The organism is Enterobacter asburiae (assembly GCF_008080435.1).
GTDB lineage: Bacteria > Pseudomonadota > Gammaproteobacteria > Enterobacterales > Enterobacteriaceae > Enterobacter > Enterobacter asburiae_C.
The window spans coordinates 357,670-378,143 of record NZ_VRKN01000005.1 but is presented as its reverse complement, the minus strand read 5'-3'; the positions used below and the strand labels follow the sequence as shown (position 1 = coordinate 378,143).

General features: G+C 55.8%; 25 protein-coding genes and 1 pseudogene. 17 read left to right on the top strand and 9 right to left on the bottom strand.

Annotated features, from left to right (window positions below; all coding sequences use genetic code 11):
- Positions 1–2: 2 nt before the first annotated feature.
- The 5 genes from speB to FU672_RS24865 all read right to left on the bottom strand — a co-directional run bounded on the left by speB (position 3) and on the right by FU672_RS24865 (position 3,773).
- Positions 3–923: an agmatinase gene (gene speB, locus FU672_RS12880; RefSeq protein ID WP_008499737.1), complete on the bottom strand. Its 921-nt coding sequence runs from the start codon at positions 921–923 to the stop codon at positions 3–5.
- Between the two features lie 208 nt (positions 924–1,131).
- Positions 1,132–3,108: a biosynthetic arginine decarboxylase gene (speA, locus tag FU672_RS12875; protein WP_029739220.1), complete on the bottom strand. Its 1,977-nt coding sequence runs from the start codon at positions 3,106–3,108 to the stop codon at positions 1,132–1,134.
- Between the two features lie 8 nt (positions 3,109–3,116).
- Complete coding sequence (yqgB, locus tag FU672_RS12870; RefSeq protein WP_127312443.1) at positions 3,117–3,248, bottom strand: acid stress response protein YqgB; 132 nt, start codon at positions 3,246–3,248, stop codon at positions 3,117–3,119.
- 94 nt (positions 3,249–3,342) lie between these two features.
- Positions 3,343–3,486 carry a small protein YqgG gene (gene yqgG, locus FU672_RS25570; protein WP_418250466.1) on the bottom strand — a complete coding sequence of 48 codons (144 nt, stop codon included), beginning with the start codon at positions 3,484–3,486 and terminating at the stop codon, positions 3,343–3,345.
- Between the two features lie 116 nt (positions 3,487–3,602).
- Entirely contained in the window at positions 3,603–3,773 is a 171-nt protein-coding gene (locus FU672_RS24865; RefSeq protein ID WP_187360807.1) for a hypothetical protein, read from the bottom strand.
- Between the two features lie 138 nt (positions 3,774–3,911).
- Here FU672_RS24865 and metK point away from each other — a divergent pair, with 138 nt between their 5' ends.
- The 8 genes and pseudogenes from metK to ruvX all read left to right on the top strand — a co-directional run bounded on the left by metK (position 3,912) and on the right by ruvX (position 10,984).
- The gene (gene metK, locus FU672_RS12865; RefSeq protein ID WP_148243521.1) at positions 3,912–5,066 is read left to right on the top strand and encodes a methionine adenosyltransferase; all 1,155 of its coding nucleotides are present in this window, start codon (positions 3,912–3,914) and stop codon (positions 5,064–5,066) included.
- A gap of 349 nt (positions 5,067–5,415) precedes the next feature.
- Positions 5,416–6,812, top strand: a pseudogene (gene galP, locus FU672_RS12860) (galactose/proton symporter).
- Between the two features lie 58 nt (positions 6,813–6,870).
- A complete protein-coding gene (locus FU672_RS12855) occupies positions 6,871–7,368 on the top strand; it encodes a SprT family zinc-dependent metalloprotease (RefSeq protein ID WP_148243519.1) in 498 nt (165 codons plus the stop codon).
- 94 nt (positions 7,369–7,462) lie between these two features.
- Positions 7,463–8,170 carry a deoxyribonuclease I gene (gene endA, locus FU672_RS12850; protein WP_023333343.1) on the top strand — a complete coding sequence of 236 codons (708 nt, stop codon included), beginning with the start codon at positions 7,463–7,465 and terminating at the stop codon, positions 8,168–8,170.
- 51 nt (positions 8,171–8,221) lie between these two features.
- Positions 8,222–8,953, top strand: a complete 732-nt coding sequence (rsmE, locus tag FU672_RS12845) for a 16S rRNA (uracil(1498)-N(3))-methyltransferase (protein WP_024906558.1) — start codon at positions 8,222–8,224, stop codon at positions 8,951–8,953.
- Positions 8,954–8,972: 19 nt separating this feature from the next.
- Positions 8,973–9,920, top strand: a complete 948-nt coding sequence (gene gshB, locus FU672_RS12840) for a glutathione synthase (RefSeq protein WP_148243518.1) — start codon at positions 8,973–8,975, stop codon at positions 9,918–9,920.
- An 87-nt stretch (positions 9,921–10,007) separates the two neighbouring features.
- Positions 10,008–10,568, top strand: a complete 561-nt coding sequence (locus FU672_RS12835; protein ID WP_008499752.1) for a YqgE/AlgH family protein — start codon at positions 10,008–10,010, stop codon at positions 10,566–10,568.
- The gene (ruvX, locus tag FU672_RS12830; RefSeq protein ID WP_148243517.1) at positions 10,568–10,984 is read left to right on the top strand and encodes a Holliday junction resolvase RuvX; all 417 of its coding nucleotides are present in this window, start codon (positions 10,568–10,570) and stop codon (positions 10,982–10,984) included. The genes FU672_RS12835 and ruvX overlap by 1 nt, the downstream gene beginning before the upstream one ends.
- A gap of 10 nt (positions 10,985–10,994) precedes the next feature.
- On the opposite strand, the gene FU672_RS12825 is transcribed toward ruvX, so the two are convergent.
- Positions 10,995–11,975 carry a type IV pilus twitching motility protein PilT gene (locus FU672_RS12825; RefSeq protein WP_148243516.1) on the bottom strand — a complete coding sequence of 327 codons (981 nt, stop codon included), beginning with the start codon at positions 11,973–11,975 and terminating at the stop codon, positions 10,995–10,997.
- Positions 11,976–11,992: 17 nt separating this feature from the next.
- Here FU672_RS12825 and FU672_RS12820 point away from each other — a divergent pair, with 17 nt between their 5' ends.
- The 6 genes from FU672_RS12820 (at position 11,993) to FU672_RS12795 (ending at position 15,733) form a co-directional block, all read left to right on the top strand.
- Positions 11,993–12,694: a YggS family pyridoxal phosphate-dependent enzyme gene (locus FU672_RS12820; RefSeq protein ID WP_148243515.1), complete on the top strand. Its 702-nt coding sequence runs from the start codon at positions 11,993–11,995 to the stop codon at positions 12,692–12,694.
- A gap of 21 nt (positions 12,695–12,715) precedes the next feature.
- Positions 12,716–13,282: a YggT family protein gene (locus tag FU672_RS12815; RefSeq protein WP_148243514.1), complete on the top strand. Its 567-nt coding sequence runs from the start codon at positions 12,716–12,718 to the stop codon at positions 13,280–13,282.
- Entirely contained in the window at positions 13,279–13,575 is a 297-nt protein-coding gene (gene yggU / locus FU672_RS12810; RefSeq protein ID WP_148243513.1) for a DUF167 family protein YggU, read from the top strand. Before FU672_RS12815 ends, yggU begins: the two co-directional genes overlap by 4 nt.
- Before the next feature lie 3 nt (positions 13,576–13,578).
- Positions 13,579–14,172 carry an XTP/dITP diphosphatase gene (locus FU672_RS12805; RefSeq protein ID WP_148243512.1) on the top strand — a complete coding sequence of 198 codons (594 nt, stop codon included), beginning with the start codon at positions 13,579–13,581 and terminating at the stop codon, positions 14,170–14,172.
- Complete coding sequence (hemW, locus tag FU672_RS12800; RefSeq protein WP_148243511.1) at positions 14,165–15,307, top strand: radical SAM family heme chaperone HemW; 1,143 nt, start codon at positions 14,165–14,167, stop codon at positions 15,305–15,307. Before FU672_RS12805 ends, hemW begins: the two co-directional genes overlap by 8 nt.
- Positions 15,308–15,370: 63 nt before the next feature.
- Positions 15,371–15,733, top strand: coding sequence for an endonuclease domain-containing protein (locus FU672_RS12795; protein ID WP_148243510.1), 363 nt, complete (start codon positions 15,371–15,373; stop codon positions 15,731–15,733).
- Between the two features lie 67 nt (positions 15,734–15,800).
- On the opposite strand, the gene FU672_RS12790 is transcribed toward FU672_RS12795, so the two are convergent.
- Genes FU672_RS12790 through trmB form a run of 3 tightly spaced genes read right to left on the bottom strand, consistent with a single transcriptional unit; the run spans position 15,801 to position 17,619 of the window.
- Positions 15,801–16,517, bottom strand: a complete 717-nt coding sequence (locus FU672_RS12790; RefSeq protein ID WP_148243509.1) for a YggN family protein — start codon at positions 16,515–16,517, stop codon at positions 15,801–15,803.
- 56 nt (positions 16,518–16,573) lie between these two features.
- The gene (locus FU672_RS12785; RefSeq protein ID WP_014885198.1) at positions 16,574–16,900 is read right to left on the bottom strand and encodes a YggL family protein; all 327 of its coding nucleotides are present in this window, start codon (positions 16,898–16,900) and stop codon (positions 16,574–16,576) included.
- Positions 16,900–17,619 (bottom strand): tRNA (guanosine(46)-N7)-methyltransferase TrmB, encoded by a 720-nt coding sequence (gene trmB / locus FU672_RS12780; protein ID WP_148243508.1) that lies wholly within the window; start codon positions 17,617–17,619, stop codon positions 16,900–16,902. The genes FU672_RS12785 and trmB overlap by 1 nt, the downstream gene beginning before the upstream one ends.
- 138 nt (positions 17,620–17,757) lie before the next feature.
- Here trmB and mutY point away from each other — a divergent pair, with 138 nt between their 5' ends.
- The 3 genes from mutY (at position 17,758) to mltC (ending at position 20,315) form a co-directional block, all read left to right on the top strand.
- Positions 17,758–18,816, top strand: coding sequence for an A/G-specific adenine glycosylase (gene mutY / locus FU672_RS12775; protein WP_148243507.1), 1,059 nt, complete (start codon positions 17,758–17,760; stop codon positions 18,814–18,816).
- A 25-nt stretch (positions 18,817–18,841) separates the two neighbouring features.
- The gene (locus FU672_RS12770) at positions 18,842–19,114 is read left to right on the top strand and encodes an oxidative damage protection protein (RefSeq protein ID WP_023309138.1); all 273 of its coding nucleotides are present in this window, start codon (positions 18,842–18,844) and stop codon (positions 19,112–19,114) included.
- A gap of 124 nt (positions 19,115–19,238) precedes the next feature.
- A complete protein-coding gene (gene mltC / locus FU672_RS12765; RefSeq protein ID WP_148243559.1) occupies positions 19,239–20,315 on the top strand; it encodes a membrane-bound lytic murein transglycosylase MltC in 1,077 nt (358 codons plus the stop codon).
- The last annotated feature ends 159 nt before the right edge of the window (positions 20,316–20,474 follow it).

Genomic DNA, 20,474 nt, shown 5'->3' with positions numbered 1-20,474 from the left:
GCTTACTCACCTTTTTTAGCTGCCTGAATATAGAGCATTTCCAGTGCCAGGGTCGCTGCGGCCAGCGCAGTGATCTCGGACTGGTCATAGGCAGGCGCCACTTCCACCACGTCCATCCCGACAATGTTCAGATCCTTCAGACCGCGCACCAGCTTGATGGCACGATCTGAGGTCAAACCGCCGATGACCGGCGTACCGGTGCCCGGTGCAAATGCTGGATCCAGGCAGTCGATGTCGAAGGTCAGGTACACGGGCATATCACCCACGATCTGCTTCACCTGAGCGAGGATGTCATCGACGCCGCGATCGTTAACCTGGCCCGCATCCAGCACGGTGAAACCGTTATCTTTGTCGAACTCAGTGCGAATACCGATCTGCACGGAGTGGTTCGGATCGATCAGACCTTCGTTCGGCGCAGTAAAGAACATGGTGCCATGGTCAAACTCACAGCCGTTCGCGTAGGTGTCGGTATGTGCATCGAAGTGCACCAGCGCCATTTTACCGAAGTGCTTCGCATGGGCGCGCAGCAGCGGCAGGGTCACGAAGTGGTCGCCGCCGAAGGAGAGCATGCGCTTACCGGCAGCCAGCAGCTTCTCGGCGTGCGCCTGCAGCTTTTCGCTCATCTCACGCGCGTCGCCGAAGGCGTACACCAGGTCACCGCAGTCCACCACGTTCAGGCGCTCGCGCATGTCGAAGTTCCACGGGAAGCGGTTATGCTCCCAGGCCAGGTTAGTGGAAACCTGACGAATCGCTGCCGGTCCGTGACGACCACCCGCACGGCCAGATGTTGCCATATCGAACGGCACACCGGTGATCACCCAGTCAGCATCACTGTCGTACGGCTGGAAGTTCATCGGAAGGCGTAAAAAACCAAACGCGTTAGATACCAGAGAGTTATCGTACTGATGACCTAAAGTGCTCATATCCTGACCTCTTTTAAAGTCGATACATTAAAAACAGATGAAAAAAAATCCCCTCCGCGTCGTTAAACCCGACGAGGAAGGGATTGATTCGTAAATCGCTTATTGGGGCGAATTATCGCCGGTAATGCATACGGGTTCAAGTGAGTATAGGGCATTGTGCGGTCTTTGCCCTCGCCCCAGCCCTCTCCCACAGGAGAGGGAGGTTTTCCTACTCGTCTTCCAGGTAGGTATACCCGTAAAGACCCGCTTCAAACTCTTCCAGGAACTGCTGCTGCAATGCATCGTCCAGACCGGTGTTTTTCACCTGGTCGCGGAACTGGGTGAGCAGTTTTTTCGGATCCAGCTGAACGTATTCCAGCATGTCCGCCACTGTGTCCCCTTCATCGGACAACTCGATTTCCACGTTGCCGTCAGGGAACACGAACACGTCCACCGCTTCGGTATCACCGAACAGGTTGTGCATGTTGCCGAGGATCTCCTGATACGCGCCGACCATAAAGAAGCCCAGCATTGGCGGGTTCTCCGGGTCGTATTCCGGCATTGGCATCGTCGTTGCGATACCGTCGCCATCAACGTAGTGGTCGATAGCGCCGTCGGAATCACAGGTGATGTCCAGCAGCACCGCACGGCGTTCCGGAGCGTGGTTCAGCCCTTCCAGCGGCAGAACCGGGAACAGCTGGTCGATACCCCAGGCATCCGGCATCGACTGGAACAGCGAGAAGTTGACGTAAATCTTATCCGCCATACGCTCCTGCAGCTCGTCGATAATCGGACGGTGCGCGCGGTTGCTCGGGTCGAGCTGTTTCTGCACTTCATGGCACATGTTCAGGTAGAGCTGCTCCGCCCACGCGCGTTCCTGCAGGCTGAAGGTGCCTGAAGAATAACCGACATGAATGTCATGCAGGTCCATCTGGCTGTCGTGCAGCCATTCGCGCAGGGAACGACGCGTGCCCGGCTCGTGCATCTCCTGCCAGGTTTCCCACATGCTTTGCAGGGAACGCGGGGCATCGTCTGCCGGAGGCGTCGCTTCGGTGATTTCGCTACGCTCAACGCCGATGATGTTAGAGACCAGCACCGTATGGTGCGCGGTCACCGCGCGACCGGATTCGGTGATCACCGTCGGGTGCGGCAGGCCGTTCTCTTCACAGGCATCGCCGATCGCCCAGATGATATTGTTCGCGTATTCGTTCAGGCCGTAGTTCACCGAGCAGTCAGACTGCGAGCGGGTCCCTTCGTAGTCCACGCCGAGGCCGCCGCCCACGTCGAAGCATTGAATATTCACGCCAAGCTTGTGCAGCTCCACATAGAACCGCGCGGATTCACGCACGCCGGTGGCGATGTCGCGAATATTGGCCATCTGCGAGCCGAGGTGGAAGTGCAGCAGTTGAATACTGTCCAGACGACCGCGCTCGCGCAGGATTTCCACCAGCTGCAGCACCTGGTTCGCCGCCAGGCCGAACTTGGATTTTTCACCGCCGGAGGACTGCCATTTACCGGAACCTTGTGACGCCAGACGCGCACGCACGCCAAGGCGTGGCACCACGTTCAGACGCTCAGCCTCTTCCAGTACGATGGCGATTTCGGTCATCTTTTCGATAACCAGATAGACCTTGTGGCCCATCTTCTCGCCAATCAGCGCCAGACGAATGTATTCACGGTCTTTATAGCCATTACAGACGATCACCGAACGGGTCATGCCCGCATGCGCCAGAACCGCCATCAGCTCCGCTTTGGAGCCCGCTTCCAGACCCAGCGGCTCGCCGGAGTGGATCAGGGATTCAATCACACGGCGGTGCTGGTTCACCTTGATCGGGTAAACCAAGAAATAGTCGCCTTTATAGCCGTAGGACTCACGCGCGCGCTTGAAGGCGGCGTTTATAGAACGCAGGCGATGTTGCAGGATCTGCGGGAAGCAGAACAGTGCAGGCAAACGCTGGCCCTGAGCTTCACGGGCTTTCACCAGTTTAGCAAGGTCCACGCGCGCTTCAGGGACGTCCGGATCCGGGCAGACGCTGATGTGGCCCAGTTCGTTGACGTCGTAGTAGTTATTGCCCCACCAGGCAATATTGTAAGTGCGCAGCATCTTGCTGGCTTCCTCGGAGCTCATCGCAACCTCCTGCATAGAACGTAGTACACCCTGTTCGCCCGCTGACGAAGGCGAAAAAGAAGACATGTCGTCAGACATAGCGAACCTCAACTCTTTGTATTAAGTGTAAAACAGTTGACTACTATCGCAGCGTTATACGGCGATAACAACCCATAAACGGCTCCGTTTCCCAGCAGAGTATGCTGAAAACCAGACCGTGCGACCGGTTTCTTATTCATATCATTGTAAAACACGTATCCGAACTCTGTATGACAAGGTTCGGCGAAACCACGAGAAAACTCTTGTATTAACAAGAGCGCCCTTGTTCAGTTTTCACAAAGCGTGACCGGCCCTGGAATCCTGAGAAGCGCCGAGATGGGTATAACATCGGCAGGTTTGCAGACTAGAAATGCGGGTTGCGGGAATCAAATGTGCGCCAGAACGGCTGCGCTGAATGAGCGGAAAACGATGGTTCATTATCTCGTATCACCTCCACGGCCGCCTCTGCTGAAACGGACCACAAGCCAAAGCTAAAAGTTCACTGCTTAACCCGGCTGGAAGTGGCGACACGATGAGTTCATCGAGCGCTTATTTTATATGAGCCGCGCGCCGCGTTTTATACCGAGAACAGGGGTAAAAAGCAAAAGATAAATGCGCGTGTTGCCGGTGCCGTCAGGAATTATTGCCAGCAGCAATTTCAACGCAGTGAGAGATGAATCAAAAAAAACTGGAAATCGGGCGAAGAAGTGACCTAAAATAGCCATCCAGATGTTAATCCATCTATACTGATTAACACTCATACTGCCAGTGTCAAAAACCTGCAGGCCTTGGTAGAATTATCTCCTTTGGCTATTCCACACAGCAGCTTGAGCTAACCAAATTCCTCTTAGGTGAAATAAAACATGGCAAAACACCTGTTTACGTCCGAGTCCGTATCAGAAGGACATCCTGATAAAATTGCTGACCAAATCTCCGATGCAGTGCTGGATGCGATCCTGGCGCAGGATCCAAAAGCGCGCGTAGCGTGTGAAACCTATGTCAAAACCGGCATGGTTCTGGTTGGCGGTGAGATCACCACCAGCGCATGGGTTGATATTGAAGAGATCACCCGTAACACGGTGCGTGATATCGGCTATGTGCATTCTGATATGGGCTTTGATGCCAACTCCTGCGCGGTACTGAGCGCGATTGGCAAACAGTCTCCAGACATCAACCAGGGCGTTGACCGTGCCGATCCGCTGGAACAGGGCGCGGGCGACCAGGGCCTGATGTTCGGCTATGCAACCAACGAAACCGACGTGCTGATGCCAGCACCTGTCACCTACGCGCACCGTCTGGTGCAGCGTCAGGCTGAAGTGCGTAAAAACGGCACCCTGCCGTGGCTGCGCCCGGATGCGAAAAGCCAGGTCACCTTCCAGTACGACGACGGCAAAATCGTTGGTATTGATGCGGTGGTTCTGTCCACTCAGCATTCCGAAGATATCGATCAGAAATCCCTGCAGGAAGCAGTGATGGAAGAGATCATCAAGCCGGTTCTGCCGACCGAATGGCTGAGCTCTGCGACCAAATTCTTCATCAACCCAACCGGACGCTTCGTTATCGGCGGCCCAATGGGTGACTGCGGTCTGACCGGTCGTAAAATCATCGTTGATACCTACGGCGGCATGGCGCGTCACGGTGGCGGTGCGTTCTCCGGTAAAGATCCGTCTAAAGTTGACCGTTCCGCTGCGTACGCTGCACGTTATGTGGCGAAAAACATCGTTGCTGCCGGCCTGGCTGACCGTTGTGAGATCCAGGTTTCCTACGCTATCGGCGTGGCTGAGCCAACCTCCATCATGGTTGAAACCTTTGGTACCGAGAAAGTGCCTTCAGAACAGCTGACTCTGCTGGTGCGCGAGTTCTTCGACCTGCGTCCATACGGCCTGATTCAGATGCTGGATCTGCTGCACCCAATCTACAAAGAAACCGCTGCATACGGTCACTTTGGTCGTGAACATTTCCCATGGGAAAAAACCGACAAAGCCGCCCTGCTGCGTGAAGCTGCCGGTCTGAAGTAATCGACCGACAGCGTTAAACAGGCCAGCCTTTGTGCTGGCCTTTTTTTGTGTCGGGTGGCGGCAATGTTTGAAACCGCTTACACCATGCCGAATATATCCCGCTTTCAGAATATTCTCTTTGCTTGATCGCCTTTCTTCTGCTGTTACATTTCATTTCAGTTAAGTCCGAAATTCAAACAAACGCGATGCACATCACCTCGTTTACCTCTATATTTTCAAAGCTTTAATTATTTTTACGGTTTCACGTTAGTGTAACCGATTACACCAATGTGATTAATCTCACATATTTTTACGGGTCACTCACCTACCCTTTACATCAATAAAACTGATAACCCAACTGGAGGGCATAATGCCTGACAATAAAAACAGGGGCGTACGTCCAACAAGGCGATGACATTCTTCGTCTGTTTCCTCGCCGCCCTGGCAGGATTACTTTTTGGCCTGGATATCGGCGTGATTGCCGGTGCATTACCTTTCATCACTGACGAGTTCCAGATTAGCGCTCACACCCAGGAGTGGGTCGTTAGCTCCATGATGTTCGGCGCCGCCGTCGGGGCCGTCGGCAGCGGCTGGCTCTCCTTCAAACTCGGGCGTAAAAAGAGCCTGATGATCGGCGCGATCCTGTTCGTTGCCGGTTCACTCTTCTCTGCCGCAGCGCCTAACGTTGAGGTCCTGCTGGTTTCCCGCGTGCTGCTCGGCCTCGCCGTGGGCGTGGCGTCCTATACCGCACCGCTGTACTTGTCTGAAATCGCGCCGGAGAAAATCCGCGGCAGTATGATTTCGATGTACCAGCTCATGATCACCATCGGTATTCTGGGTGCTTACCTTTCCGATACCGCGTTCAGCTACAGCGGCGCATGGCGCTGGATGCTCGGCGTGATCATCATCCCGGCCATTCTGCTGCTGATTGGCGTCTTCTTCCTCCCGGACAGCCCGCGCTGGTTTGCCGCGAAGCGCCGCTTCCACGATGCCGAACGAGTGCTGTTGCGCCTGCGCGATACCAGCGCGGAAGCGAAAAACGAGCTGGAAGAGATCCGCGAAAGCCTGAAGGTCAAACAGTCCGGCTGGGCGCTGTTTAAAGAGAACAGCAACTTCCGCCGTGCGGTGTTCCTCGGGGTACTGCTTCAGGTGATGCAGCAGTTCACCGGGATGAACGTCATCATGTATTACGCGCCAAAAATCTTTGAGCTGGCGGGCTATACCAACACCACCGAGCAGATGTGGGGGACCGTTATCGTGGGTCTGACCAACGTGCTGGCGACCTTTATCGCCATCGGTCTGGTGGACCGCTGGGGACGTAAGCCAACCCTGACGCTCGGCTTCCTGGTGATGGCGGTCGGTATGGGTATCCTCGGTACCATGATGCATGTGGGCATTCACTCACCAACCGCCCAGTACTTTGCGGTAGGCATGCTGCTGATGTTTATCGTCGGATTTGCGATGAGCGCCGGCCCGCTGATTTGGGTGCTGTGCTCTGAGATCCAGCCGCTGAAAGGGCGTGATTTTGGTATCACCTGCTCTACCGCAACCAACTGGATTGCCAACATGATCGTCGGCGCAACGTTCCTGACCATGCTCAATACCCTGGGCAACGCGAACACCTTCTGGGTCTACGCTGGTCTGAATATCTTCTTTATTGTGCTGACCATCTGGCTGGTTCCAGAAACTAAACACGTTTCTCTGGAACATATTGAACGTAACCTGATGAAAGGTCGTCCTCTGCGCGAAATCGGCGCCCACGACTAATCTTCTTGCGGGAGGCGCCGCTTGCGCCTCCCCGCTTCGCGCTTTATGCTCTGCCCCTATGAAAGCATCCCGTCTCCCCATCGCCCTTCAACAAGCCGTTATGCGCAGCCTGCGGGAAAAACTCGCCCAGGCAAACCTGAAGCTCGGTCGCAATTACCCTGAACCTAAGATCGTTTATCAGCAGCGCGGAACCGCGGCCGGCACCGCCTGGCTCGAGCCTTATGAGATCCGCCTTAACCCGGTGCTCATGATGGAAAACCAGCAGGCGTTTATCGAGGAAGTGGTACCGCACGAGCTGGCGCATCTGCTGGTGTGGAAACACTTTGGACGCGTCGCGCCCCATGGGAAAGAGTGGAAGTGGATGATGGAAGCGGTGCTCGGCGTTCCGGCACGCCGTACCCATCAGTTCGAGCTGGAATCGGTGCGCCGCAATACCTTCCCCTACCGCTGCCAGTGTCAGCAGCACCAGCTTACCGTTCGCCGCCATAATCGCGTGGTGCGCGGCGAGGCCACTTACCGCTGCGTCAAATGCGGCGAGCCGCTGGTTGCGGAATAATCATCTGAACTTTCAGGAACTTTCCTGATCTGACTGATTGCATACAGGAACAACATTCGTTACGTTGCGGGCTCGTTTTGACACGGAGTGTAAGATGTCCCGTAATTTTTCTCTCGCGGTCGCCTTTCTGACGACGGCGCTCTCAGGCCATGCTCTGGCCGACGGTATCAACAGTTTTTCCCAGGCCAAGGCTGCAGGCGTGAAGGTGAACGCCGATGTGCCGGGCGATTTCTACTGCGGCTGTAAAATTAACTGGCAGGGTAAAAAAGGGGTCGTTGACCTCGAATCCTGCGGCTATAAGGTGCGTAAAAACGAAAACCGCGCCAGCCGTATTGAATGGGAACATGTCGTTCCGGCCTGGCAGTTTGGCCACCAGCGCCAGTGCTGGCAGGATGGCGGACGTAAAAACTGCGCCAAAGATCCGGTTTATCGCCAGATGGAAAGCGATATGCATAACCTGCAGCCTGCCGTAGGTGAAGTGAACGGCGACCGCGGTAATTTCATGTACAGCCAGTGGAACGGTGGCGAAGGCCAGTACGGTCAGTGCGGTATGAAGGTTGATTTTAAAGAGAAAGTCGCCGAGCCCCCTGCCCGCGCACGCGGCAGCATTGCCCGCACCTATTTCTATATGCGTGACCGTTACGACCTCAACCTCTCCCGCCAGCAGACGCAGCTGTTCAACGCCTGGGACAAGCAATACCCGGTGACGGAGTGGGAATGCCAGCGCGACGAACGTATCGCCAGAGTCCAGGGGAATCACAACCCTTACGTCCAGCGGGCTTGCCAGGCGCAAAAGAGCTAACCTACACTACGGCAATTCGCTTATATCGCATGACACATGGAATTTCTGACTATGCGCATTCCCCGCATTTACCATCCTGAACTGATTACCGCAGGCCGCGAAATCGCCCTGTCTGATGACGCCGCCAACCATGTTGGCCGCGTGCTGCGCATGGGCGCAGGTCAGGCAATACAGCTGTTCGACGGCTCGAACCAGGTTTTCGACGCAGAAATCACGCGGTCTGATAAAAAAAGCGTACACGTTAACGTCCTGCGTGGCGAAGTGGATGACCGGGAATCTCCGCTGCACATCCATCTGGGCCAGGTGATGTCGCGCGGCGAGAAAATGGAGTTCACGATTCAGAAATCCATCGAACTGGGTGTAAGCCTCATTACGCCACTTTTTTCTGAACGCTGTGGCGTTAAACTGGATGCGGAACGTCTGAACAAAAAGATCCAGCAGTGGCAGAAAATTGCCATTGCGGCTTGCGAACAGAGCGGTCGCAACCGTATTCCGGAGATCCGCCCGGCGATGGATCTGGAGGAGTGGTGTGCTGAAGAGGACAGCGGGCTTAAGCTCAATCTTCATCCGCGCGCCAGCGCCAGCATCAATACGCTGCCCTTGCCCGTTGAGCGCGTACGCCTGCTGATTGGCCCCGAAGGTGGACTTTCAGCGGATGAAATTGCGATGACGGCACGTTACCAGTTTACTGATATTCTGTTGGGACCTCGCGTTCTGCGCACTGAGACAACGGCACTCACGGCCATTACCGCGCTACAGGTACGGTTTGGCGATCTGGGTTGAAGCATTAACGGAGAAGAACATGATCAAGCTCGGCATCGTGATGGACCCCATCGCAAACATTAACATCAAGAAAGATTCCAGCTTCGCCATGCTGCTGGAAGCGCAGCGTCGCGGCTATGAACTCCACTATATGGAGATGAACGATCTTTACCTGATCAACGGTGAAGCCCGGGCGCGCACCCGCATCGTTAACGTCGAGCAGAACTACGACAAATGGTACGAATTTGGCACCGAGCAGGACATTGCCCTGGCCGACCTCAACGTCATCCTGATGCGTAAAGATCCGCCGTTCGACACCGAGTACATCTACAGCACTTACATCCTTGAGCGTGCAGAAGAGAAAGGTACCCTGATCGTCAACAAACCGCAGAGCCTGCGCGACTGCAATGAGAAGCTCTACACCGCCTGGTTCTCTGACCTGACGCCGGAAACCCTGGTGACCCGCAGCAAAGCGCAGTTGAAGGCATTCTGGCAGAAGCACGGCGATATCATTATGAAGCCGCTGGACGGCATGGGCGGCGCGTCGATTTTCCGCGTGAAAGAGAGCGACCCGAACATTGGTGTGATTGCCGAAACGCTGACCGAACTGGGCACGCGTTACTGCATGGCACAGAACTATATTCCAGCGATCAAAGACGGCGACAAGCGCGTGCTGGTCGTGGATGGCGAACCGGTTCCTTACTGCCTGGCCCGTATCCCGCAGGGTGGCGAAACTCGCGGTAACCTGGCGGCCGGTGGCCGCGGCGAGCCGCGCCCTCTGACCGAAAGCGACTGGGAAATTGCCCGCCGCGTTGGCCCGACGCTGAAGGCCAAAGGCCTGATCTTCGTTGGTCTGGATATCATCGGCGATCGTCTTACCGAAGTGAACGTCACCAGCCCGACCTGCATTCGTGAAATTGAAGCGGAATTCCCGATTTCGATCACCGGCATGCTGATGGATGCTATCGAAAAACGTTTACAGAAATAACCTAACAATACTATTAGTGACAGCGTCTGTGTTTGTCCCCATACTGGGCGCTGTCGCTTTTTAAACCAGGAAACAGTACCTCTGACAATGAATTTACAGCATCACTTTCTTATTGCCATGCCTGCTCTCCAGGACCCGATTTTTCGCCGCGCTGTAGTTTATATTTGTGAATACAATGAAGACGGCGCGATGGGTATTATCATCAATAAACCGCTGGAAAATCTTCAGGTTGAAGGAATTCTGGACAAGCTGAAAATCCCGGCTGAAGCGCGACTGCCGGAAATCCGGCTTGATAAGCCCGTGATGCTGGGTGGACCTCTTGCAGAAGATCGCGGTTTTATCCTGCATACGCCGCCGGTATTCTCTTCCAGCATTCGAATCTCGGATAACACCGTCATCACCACCTCGCGTGACGTGCTCGAAACGCTGGGCACCGCTGAGCAGCCTTCCGAAGTGCTGGTGGCGCTGGGCTATTCGTCGTGGGAGAAAGGCCAGCTTGAGCAAGAGATCCTCGATAACGCCTGGCTTACCGCGCCTGCGGACATGAATATCCTGTTTAAAACCCCCATCGCCGATCGCTGGCGTGATGCAGCGAAACTGATTGGTATTGATATTCTGACCATGCCCGGCGTAGCGGGGCACGCCTGATGAGCGGGACACTTCTGGCCTTCGATTTTGGTACCAAAAGTATTGGCGTTGCTGTCGGTCAGCGCATCACCGGTACCGCGCGTCCGCTCACGGCCCTGAAGGCTAATGACGGCACGCCAGACTGGACTCTTATCGAGCGTCTGCTCAAAGAGTGGCAGCCGGATGACGTAATTGTTGGTCTGCCGCTGAACATGGACGGTACAGAACAGCCGCTTACCGCCCGGGCGCGTAAGTTCGCTAATAAAATCCATGGCCGCTTTGGCGTCTCCGTGAAGCTTCACGACGAGCGTCTCAGCACCGTCGAAGCGCGTGCGGGCCTGTTTGAGCACGGCGGCTTCCGGGCGCTCAACAAAGGCAGCGTGGACTCCGCTTCTGCCGTCATTATCCTCGAAAGCTATTTCGAACAGGGCTTTTAAACACAGGGGCCTACAGCCGCCCCTGCGCCCGTCTCTCCGCCAGGCTTTGGTCAAAGTTCTGCATTCCTGCCTGCTGACCGGTTTGGATGATGCCGGGCAGTTGCCACGTTTTCCCTTCACGAATGAGATTCGCCGCCGCTGCGGTGTTCACCAGCAGTTCATACAGCGCAACGCGTCCGCCCTGTAGATCGGGAAGCAGCCTCTGCGCCAGCACCGCCCGCAGGCTGCCGGCCAGCTGGTTGCGCACCGGATCTTTCTCCTGTGCCGGGAACGTATCGACCAGCCGTTCAATCGCCTGCGATGCCCCGCGCGTATGCAGCGTCGCCAGCACCAGATGTCCGGTTTCCGCCGCCGTGAGCGCCAGGCGGATCGTTTCGCTGTCGCGCAACTCTCCCAGCAGAATCACGTCCGGATCCTGGCGTAAGGCACTGCGCAGCGCTTCGGCAAATGACGGGCTGTGCTGACCTATCTCCCGCTGCTGGATCAGGCAACGTTCACTCTGGTAGATAAACTCCACCGGATCTTCAAGCGTGAGGATATGGCCGTCAGCATGGTGGTTGAGAAAATCGACCATCGCTGCCAGCGTAGTGGATTTGCCGCTGCCGGTCGCCCCCGTCACCAGAATCAGCCCGGCGTCATTGGATAACAGTTCCGGGATTGCCCGCGGCGCGCCCAGCGAAGTGAGTTGCGGGCAGGTACGCGGCAACAGCCGCAACGTCACAGAGATACCGCTCATCTGCTTAAAGGCACTGCCGCGCAGACGCTGGCCTCCCGTCACCGTCGCGGCAAAATCCACCTGCCCGCTTGCCCACCATGCTCCCTGCTGCTCATCGTTGAGCCACGCTTTTAATAATGCCCCAACGTCGGGAGGTGGAAAGGGAGCAGGCTCAAGCCGGCCTAATCTGCGCCAGCGCGGTGGCGAATCACTGCACAGGTGTAGATCGGAGACGTTATGCTTTACACTAAGGGCCACCATTTCTTCCACATCCATAGACTACTCCTCGGAAAATGAACGACATTGCGCATAACCTGGCACAGGTCCGGAACAAAATCTCAGCCGCTGCAACGCGTTGCGGCCGGGCTTCAGAAGAAATTACGCTGCTTGCAGTCAGCAAAACCAAGCCTGCGAGCGCCATCGCAGAAGCGATTGATGCAGGCCAGCGGGCGTTTGGTGAAAACTACGTGCAGGAAGGCGTGGATAAAATTCGCTACTTCCAGGAACAGGGGAAGACGGATCTGCAATGGCACTTTATTGGCCCGCTGCAGTCGAACAAAAGCCGTCTGGTGGCAGAGCACTTCGACTGGTGCCATACCATCGACCGTCTGCGTATTGCTACCCGTCTGAATGACCAGCGTCCGGCAGAAATGCCTGCACTCAACGTGCTTATTCAGGTCAACATCAGCGACGAAAACAGCAAGTCCGGCATCACGCTGAGCGAGCTGGACGCGCTGGCCGCCGAGGTGGCCGCACTGCCGCGCTTAACCCTGCGCGGGCTGATGGCAATTCCGGCACCTGAGTCAAGTTATGAAAGGCAGTTTGCCGTGGCACAGCAAATGGCTGTAGCATTTGAGGCGCTTAAAGCGCGCTATAACACGGTAGACACGCTTTCTCTGGGCATGTCGGATGATATGGAAGCCGCCATCGCGGCAGGCAGCACTATGGTGCGCATCGGCACGGCAATTTTCGGTGCGCGCGACTACTCAAAATAATAAGGAAACCTGAGGAACGCCATGAAGACGTTGACTTTCCTGCTCTCAACTGTGCTTGAGCTGTATACGATGGCGCTTTTGCTGCGCGTCTGGATGCAGTGGGCCCGCTGTGACTTTTACAATCCGTTCTCCCAGTTTGTCGTGAAAATCACGCAACCTATTGTCGGACCGCTGCGCCGCATTATCCCGGCCATGGGTCCTATCGACAGTTCGTCTCTGCTGGTGGCGTTTATTCTGAGCGTTATCAAAGCGATCGTGCTGTTTATGGTCATTACCTTCCAGCCGATTATCTGGATTGCCGCCGTCCTGATTCTGATCAAAACCGTCGGGTTGCTGATCTTCTGGGTGCTGCTGGTGATGGCGATCATGAGCTGGGTGAGCCAGGGGCGTAGCCCGGTGGAGTATGCCTTGATTCAGCTGGCCGAACCGCTGCTGCGTCCGATCCGTAACCTGCTTCCGTCTATGGGCGGCATCGATTTTTCCCCGATGATCCTGGTTCTGCTGCTCTATGTGGTCAACATGGGGATCGCTGAGCTGTTACAGTCCACGGGCAATATGCTGCTGCCGGGGCTGTGGATGGCGCTATGAGTGCAGTAAACACCTGCGCTGACGGGCTGGTTTTACGGTTGTATATTCAGCCAAAAGCCAGCCGTGACAGTATTGTTGGGCTGCATGGCGACGAGTTAAAAGTCGCCATCACCGCCCCGCCGGTTGACGGCCAGGCGAACGCGCATCTGACCAAATATCTGGCAAAACAGTTTCGCGTCGCCAAAAGCCAGGTCATCATTGAAAAAGGTGAACTCGGGCGACATAAACAGGTAAAAATCCTTAATCCGCAATCTATCCCGACGGAAGTCGCGGCTCTGAAAGAACAGGACTAAACCATGCAGAAAGTTGTTCTCGCGACCGGCAATGCCGGTAAAGTGCGCGAGCTGGCCTCGCTATTAAATGATTTTGGGCTGGATGTGGTTGCCCAGACCGATCTTGGCGTGGAGTCCGCCGAAGAGACGGGGCTGACGTTTATTGAAAACGCGATCCTGAAAGCGCGCCACGCCGCGCAGGTAACTGGTCTGCCCGCGATTGCCGACGACTCCGGCCTGGCCGTGGATTTTCTCGGCGGTGCGCCGGGGATTTACTCTGCGCGCTATTCCGGCGTTGACGCCACCGACCAGCAGAATCTGGAAAAGCTGCTTGTCGCCCTGAAAGACGTACCGGACGAACAGCGGACCGCGCAGTTCCACTGCGTGCTGGTCTATATGCGTCACGCGGAAGACCCTACGCCGATCGTCTGCCACGGCAGCTGGCCGGGCGTGATTACCCGTGAAGCGGCTGGCAACGGTGGCTTTGGCTACGACCCGATTTTCTTTGTCCCGTCTGAGGGCAAAACCGCTGCGGAACTGACCCGCGAAGAGAAAAGCGCGATTTCCCACCGTGGACGCGCGCTGAAACTGTTACTGGAAGCACTGCGTAATGGCTAATTTGCCGCCTCTGAGTCTTTATATTCACATCCCGTGGTGCGTGCAGAAATGCCCGTACTGCGATTTCAACTCGCACGCGCTGAAGGGCGAAGTGCCGCACGATGACTACGTTGCGCATCTGCTGGCCGACCTGGACGCCGATGTCGCTTACGCACAGGGACGTGAAGTTAAGACCATTTTCATTGGTGGCGGTACGCCGAGTCTGCTGTCCGGCCCGGCGATGCAGACGCTGCTGGACGGCGTGCGTGCGCGCCTGAACCTGGCGGCGGATGCTGAAATTACGATGGAAGCCAACCCCGGCACCGTGGAAGCCGACCGTTTTGTCGACTATCAGCGCGCGGGCGTGAACCGCATCTCCATCGGCGTACAGAGCTTTAGCGAAGCGAAGCTAAAACGTCTGGGGCGCATTCACGGCCCGGAAGAGGCGAAGCGCGCGGCAAACCTGGCGACCGGGCTTAATCTTCGCAGCTTTAACCTGGATTTGATGCACGGCCTGCCGGATCAGTCACTGGAAGAGGCGCTGGACGACCTGCGTCAGGCGATCGAACTGAACCCGCCGCACCTGTCGTGGTATCAGCTCACCATCGAGCCAAACACGCTGTTCGGTTCCCGCCCGCCGGTGCTGCCGGATGATGACGCGCTGTGGGATATCTTCGAGCAGGGCCACCAGCTGTTAACCGCTGCAGGCTATCAGCAATATGAAACGTCCGCGTACGCGAAGCCAGGCTATCAGTGTCAGCACAACCTGAACTACTGGCGCTTTGGCGACTATCTGGGGATTGGCTGCGGCGCACACGGCAAGGTGACCTTCCCGGACGGGCGCATTCTGCGCACCGCCAAAACCCGCCACCCGCGCGGGTATATGGAAGGCCGTTACCTGGAGCGTCAGCATGGCGTTGAGGCGGCGGATAAGCCGTTTGAGTTCTTTATGAACCGCTTCCGTCTGCTGGAAGCCGCGCCGCGCGCGGAATTTGCGCGTTACACCGGGCTGTCGGAGTCGGTGATTCGCCCGCAGATTGACGAGGCGCTGGCCCAGGGGTATCTCACCGAGAGCGAGGAATACTGGCAGGTAACCGAGCACGGCAAACTGTTCTTAAACTCCCTTCTTGAGCTGTTCCTCGCCGAAGATTCCTGAAGGCTGATTCAGGATTTCGCATCCCGTTCTGCCGGCTGAGGGAAAGGCTGGCAGAGTGCGGGGATGGAAATTACTCGTTCTTATGCAAAACAGCTCAGACGCGAGCTGACAAAAGAAGAAAGACGGCTTTGGTATCTACTGCGCAGTCGCCGTTTCGCTGATTATAAATTTCGCCGACAGCATCCGGTAGGAAACTACATACTGGATTTCGCCTGCTGCGCGGTGCGGCTGGCTATTGAACTGGATGGCGGACAGCATGCTGAAAATCTGGAATATGATTGCCAAAGGACAACCTGGCTAAATCAAAAAGGCTGGTATGTCATTCGATTCTGGAACAATGAACTCTGGAATAACGAAGAAGCGGTGTTAGAAAAAATACTTGAGACATTGCAAATGCTGCAACCCTCACCCCGGCCCTCTCCCTGAAAGGGAGAGGGGGCAAACTATTCCCTCGCCCCTTTGGGGAGAGGGTTAGGGTGAGGGGTCACGTAAATTACTTAAGCGTCCCCACCAGCGCCTTGCGGCTATCTTCCAGCGACACTACGCGTTTACACACGTCTTTGCCGAACTGCTGGAAATCATCTTCCTGATTCTTCCACTCGTTCTGAATGGAGGTCTGCAAGCCGCCCAGACTGCCCAGCACGCCCTGCAGCGGGTTACCGCCGCCTTTCAGCACGGCTTTGGCACCCATCTCGTTGATGCTGTCCTGCAGGATGCCGCCCATCGCCTGGTTAACCAGCTGCTGCCCGTCAGCACGCACTTCATCAATCGCCTTGTAGTGGAACGTCAGTCCGTCGGAGCGCGTCTCAATAATGCGGTTCATCTGCTCTTTGAGCTGCTTATCGAGCTTCGTCAGGCGGGTGCGCATGTTGCTGCTCTCCCCCACCTCTTTGGTGATGATCTTGTCCAGCGCGACGCGGCTTTTCTCAACGCGGGTCAGCGCGCCTTCATTAATCCATGGCAGCGCGGTACGCAAATCGGCCTGATAGTCTTTCGCCTGCTCACGCTGTGCGGCAGTCAGGTTGTACTGCTTGCCGTTAAAGGTGACATTCCCTTGTGGCGTGATCACCAGATTACCGTTCTCGCCTTTGACCTGCACGGTTTGCGGGCTTAACACCACGTCATCACGCGGGGTGACGCTACATTGATAATCCGCATGGGCGGTGAATCCGGTTGCCATCAAAGCAACAGCCAGCAACGTTTTGCGCATCTTAAACACTCCCTCAGACAAAACGGGCCAGCTAATGCTGGCCCTTGACTTCTTTATTAGTCCCACCAAACGTCGAAAAGTTCGCTGACGCGGACATCTTCCAGCTTGTGGTCCTCAAGCCATTTACGTACCAGCGCCTGATGTTCTTCGGTGCATTTACCCACTTCCTGGGTGCAGATCAGACCTTCCCATGCCAGATAGCCGCTACCGTCGAAGGCCAGCTTGTTTGGCTCAATCACGTCATTGATGAACGCATCCACGTCCTGATCGATCTGTTCTACACTGGTGCCTTCCGGGAAACGCCACGCAACGGAGAAACCCACTTCCTGGAATTCTTCGATGTGCATCTTTTTACGCAGACGACGGCTACGATTCTTTGCCATTATTTCACCCTCTCGAACATTAAGTCCCATACACCGTGGCCAAGACGATGGCCACGCTGTTCAAATTTCGTTACCGGACGCGATTCCGGACGCGGTACATAGTCGTTGCTCGCAGACTGGTTTTTATACCCATCCAGCGACGACATCACTTCCAGCATATGTTCCGCATACGGTTCCCAGTCGGTCGCCATGTGGAAGACGCCGCCCAGTTTTAACTTACTTTTCAGCAGCTCGGCAAACGGTGCCTGAACGATACGGCGTTTATTATGACGTGCTTTGTGCCACGGGTCAGGGAAAAAGAGCTGAACCATGGTTAAAGAATTGTCAGGAATCATTTTGTGCAGCACTTCCACCGCGTCGTGACACATCACGCGCAGGTTCTCAACGCCCTCTTCATGGGCCGTTGCCAGGCATGCCCCCACGCCCGGCGAGTGGACTTCGATACCGAGGAAGTTCTGCTCCGGTCGCGCTTTCGCCATGGTCACCAGCGAGGTGCCCATACCAAAGCCAATCTCCAGCGTCACAGGCGCGTCGCGGCCGAACAGTTCAGTAAAGTCCAGAGGCTGCTCGCTGAACTCAACGCCCATCACCGGCCAGTAGTTGTCCAGCGCATGTTGCTGCCCTTTTGTCAGGCGGCCCTGACGGCGGACAAAGCTGCGAATACGGCGCAGCGGGCGACCGTTTTCATCAAATTCCGGTGAAATGACGTCGTTTTTCATAAAAGAGTTGTCTGCTTGTGAGAATGTTCGGGAAACGGGCATTATCCAAAGTTAAGGCTTCTATGCAAGCATGGGAAAGATCCGGTTTACAGCAGATTGACGCTGTGCTGCAATCTGCGTCCCTGATTATGCGAATCGATGACCATGCAAGCCTCTCAATTTTCAGCCCAGGTGCTGGACTGGTACGACAAATACGGGCGTAAAACCCTGCCCTGGCAAATTGAAAAAACGCCTTACAAAGTATGGCTCTCCGAGGTGATGTTGCAACAAACGCAGGTCGCCACGGTGATCCCTTACTTCGAGCGTTTTATGGCACGTTTTCCGACGGTGACCGACCTGGCCAACGCGCCGCTGGACGAGGTCCTGCACCTGTGGACCGGGCTTGGCTATTACGCCCGCGCGCGTAACCTTCATAAGGCCGCACAGCAGGTTGCGACGCGCCACAACGGGAAATTCCCGGAAACCTTCGATGAGGTAGCGGATTTACCCGGCGTCGGACGTTCAACCGCAGGCGCTATTCTCTCCCTGTCTTTAGGCAAGCATTTCCCGATCCTCGACGGCAACGTGAAGCGCGTGCTGGCACGCTGCTATGCCGTCGACGGCTGGCCGGGGAAGAAGGACGTTGAAAAACGTCTTTGGGAAATAAGTGAAGAGGTCACCCCGGCCAGGGGCGTCGAGCGTTTCAACCAGGCGATGATGGATCTCGGCGCGATGGTCTGCACGCGCTCAAAACCAAAATGCGAACTCTGCCCGGTGAATAATCTCTGCGTGGCGTATGCCAACCATTCATGGGCGCAATATCCGGGTAAGAAACCCAAACAGACGCTGCCGGAGCGCACCGGCTATATGCTACTGATGCAGCACGGCGACGAGGTCTTCCTCGCCCAGCGACCACCGAGCGGTTTGTGGGGTGGTCTATACTGCTTCCCACAGTTTGAAAATGAAGATTTGCTGCGTGAATGGCTTAAACAGCGCGGGATTGCTGCCGATAACCTGACGCAGCTGACCGCGTTTCGCCATACCTTCAGCCATTTCCACCTGGATATTGTCCCCATGTGGCTTCCCGTGTCGTCATTTGCCTCGTGCATGGATGAAGGCACCGCTCTCTGGTATAACTTAGCGCAACCGCCATCAGTCGGACTGGCGGCTCCCGTGGAGCGCCTGTTACAACAATTACGTGCCGGTGCAATGGTTTAGCATCGGCTAAAAAAGAGGAATGAGTATGGCCAGAACGATTTTTTGTACTTTCCTGCAGCGCGACGCTGAAGGCCAGGATTTCCAGCTTTATCCGGGCGACCTGGGTAAGCGCATCTATAACGAAATCTCCAAAGAAGCCTGGGGGCAGTGGCAGAAAAAGCAGACCATGCTGATCAACGAGAAAAAGCTCAGCATGATGAACCCGGAACACCGCAAGCTGCTGGAGCAGGAGATGGTGAGCTTCCTGTTCGAAGGTAAAGACGTGCACATCGAAGGCTATACGCCACCGGAAAAATAATATTGAGCGGCTGTTGCCGGGTGGCGCTGCGCTTACCCGGCCTACAAAACCGTAGGCCCGTGCAAGCGTAGCGCCGCCGGGCAATAGCAACGACTAAGCAAACACAACACGCACTCCCGGAATGATGAAAAAACTTTTAGCGCTAGCCCTTGTTGCGCCGTTGCTTGTCTCGTGTTCGTCAAAAAAAGGCGAAGATTACAACGAAGCCTGGATCAAGGACACCAACGGTTTTGACATTTTGATGGGGCAGTTTGCCCACAACATCGAGAATATATGGGGATTTAACGAAGTTCTTATTGCCGGACCTAAGGACTACGTTAAGTACACCGACGCCTATCAGACCCGTAGCCACATCAACTTTGATGAGGGCACGATCACGATTGAGACCATTGCAGGCACCGACCCTGCGGCACGGCTCCGTCAGGCGATCGTCAAAACCCTGCTGATGGGTGACGATCCGGGATCTATCGATCTCTACTCCGATGCCGACGATATCACTATCTCGAAAGAGCCGTTCCTGTACGGCCAGGTCGTCGATCAGACCGGTCAGCCGATCCGCTGGGAAGGTCGCGCTACGAAATTTGCCGACTACCTGCTGCAGACGCGCCTGAAAAGCCGCTCTAACGGCCTGAAGATTATCTACAGCGTCACCATCAACCTCGTTCCGAACCACCTCGACAAGCGTGCGCATAAGTACATTGGGATGGTGCGTCAGGCCTCACGTAAGTACGGCGTGGATGAGTCGCTGATCCTGGCGATTATGCAGACCGAATCCTCGTTTAACCCGTACGCGGTAAGCCGTTCTGACGCCCTGGGGCTGATGCAGGTTGTGCAGCACAGTGCGGGTAAAGACGTCTTCCGCGCGCAGGGGAAATCCGGCACGCCGAGCCGCAGCTATCTGTTCGATCCGCAGAGCAACATTGATACCGGCACGGCCTATCTGGCGATGCTGAACAATGTCTACCTGGGCGGAATTGATAACCCAACGTCGCGTCGCTATGCGGTGATCACCGCCTATAACGGCGGTGCGGGCAGCGTGCTGCGCGTGTTCTCGAGCGATAAGGTGCAGGCCGCGAACATCATCAACAGCATGGCACCAGGGGATGTCTACTCAACCCTGACCACCCGCCACCCGTCCGCGGAATCCCGTCGTTATCTGTATAAGGTGAACACGGCGCAGAAGAACTACCGTCGTCGGTGATCGGCACACCTTCTCCTGCAAGGAGAAGGTGTTCTGCTTCCCCTCTCCCTGTGGGAGAGGGTTAGGGTGAGGGCATCAGACCGCACCCATCTCATCCCACCCATACGAAAATGTTATTTGCATCACAATCCAAACTGCAAATTAATGTGGATTGCATTT

Excerpts from the sequence above, each read along its gene's own strand:
- speB (WP_008499737.1), bottom strand. The coding sequence starts at position 923 with ATGAGCACTTTAGGTCATCAGTACGATAACTCTCTGGTATCTAACGCG.
- speA (WP_029739220.1), bottom strand. The coding sequence starts at position 3,108 with ATGTCTGACGACATGTCTTCTTTTTCGCCTTCGTCAGCGGGCGAACAG.
- yqgB (WP_127312443.1), bottom strand. The coding sequence starts at position 3,248 with ATGAATAAGAAACCGGTCGCACGGTCTGGTTTTCAGCATACTCTGCTG.
- yqgG (WP_418250466.1), bottom strand. The coding sequence starts at position 3,486 with ATGAACCATCGTTTTCCGCTCATTCAGCGCAGCCGTTCTGGCGCACAT.
- FU672_RS24865 (WP_187360807.1), bottom strand. The coding sequence starts at position 3,773 with ATGGCTATTTTAGGTCACTTCTTCGCCCGATTTCCAGTTTTTTTTGAT.
- metK (WP_148243521.1), top strand. The coding sequence starts at position 3,912 with ATGGCAAAACACCTGTTTACGTCCGAGTCCGTATCAGAAGGACATCCT.
- FU672_RS12855 (WP_148243519.1), top strand. The coding sequence starts at position 6,871 with ATGAAAGCATCCCGTCTCCCCATCGCCCTTCAACAAGCCGTTATGCGC.
- endA (WP_023333343.1), top strand. The coding sequence starts at position 7,463 with ATGTCCCGTAATTTTTCTCTCGCGGTCGCCTTTCTGACGACGGCGCTC.
- rsmE (WP_024906558.1), top strand. The coding sequence starts at position 8,222 with ATGCGCATTCCCCGCATTTACCATCCTGAACTGATTACCGCAGGCCGC.
- gshB (WP_148243518.1), top strand. The coding sequence starts at position 8,973 with ATGATCAAGCTCGGCATCGTGATGGACCCCATCGCAAACATTAACATC.
- FU672_RS12835 (WP_008499752.1), top strand. The coding sequence starts at position 10,008 with ATGAATTTACAGCATCACTTTCTTATTGCCATGCCTGCTCTCCAGGAC.
- ruvX (WP_148243517.1), top strand. The coding sequence starts at position 10,568 with ATGAGCGGGACACTTCTGGCCTTCGATTTTGGTACCAAAAGTATTGGC.
- FU672_RS12825 (WP_148243516.1), bottom strand. The coding sequence starts at position 11,975 with ATGGATGTGGAAGAAATGGTGGCCCTTAGTGTAAAGCATAACGTCTCC.
- FU672_RS12820 (WP_148243515.1), top strand. The coding sequence starts at position 11,993 with ATGAACGACATTGCGCATAACCTGGCACAGGTCCGGAACAAAATCTCA.
- FU672_RS12815 (WP_148243514.1), top strand. The coding sequence starts at position 12,716 with ATGAAGACGTTGACTTTCCTGCTCTCAACTGTGCTTGAGCTGTATACG.
- yggU (WP_148243513.1), top strand. The coding sequence starts at position 13,279 with ATGAGTGCAGTAAACACCTGCGCTGACGGGCTGGTTTTACGGTTGTAT.
- FU672_RS12805 (WP_148243512.1), top strand. The coding sequence starts at position 13,579 with ATGCAGAAAGTTGTTCTCGCGACCGGCAATGCCGGTAAAGTGCGCGAG.
- hemW (WP_148243511.1), top strand. The coding sequence starts at position 14,165 with ATGGCTAATTTGCCGCCTCTGAGTCTTTATATTCACATCCCGTGGTGC.
- FU672_RS12795 (WP_148243510.1), top strand. The coding sequence starts at position 15,371 with ATGGAAATTACTCGTTCTTATGCAAAACAGCTCAGACGCGAGCTGACA.
- FU672_RS12790 (WP_148243509.1), bottom strand. The coding sequence starts at position 16,517 with ATGCGCAAAACGTTGCTGGCTGTTGCTTTGATGGCAACCGGATTCACC.
- FU672_RS12785 (WP_014885198.1), bottom strand. The coding sequence starts at position 16,900 with ATGGCAAAGAATCGTAGCCGTCGTCTGCGTAAAAAGATGCACATCGAA.
- trmB (WP_148243508.1), bottom strand. The coding sequence starts at position 17,619 with ATGAAAAACGACGTCATTTCACCGGAATTTGATGAAAACGGTCGCCCG.
- mutY (WP_148243507.1), top strand. The coding sequence starts at position 17,758 with ATGACCATGCAAGCCTCTCAATTTTCAGCCCAGGTGCTGGACTGGTAC.
- FU672_RS12770 (WP_023309138.1), top strand. The coding sequence starts at position 18,842 with ATGGCCAGAACGATTTTTTGTACTTTCCTGCAGCGCGACGCTGAAGGC.
- mltC (WP_148243559.1), top strand. The coding sequence starts at position 19,239 with ATGAAAAAACTTTTAGCGCTAGCCCTTGTTGCGCCGTTGCTTGTCTCG.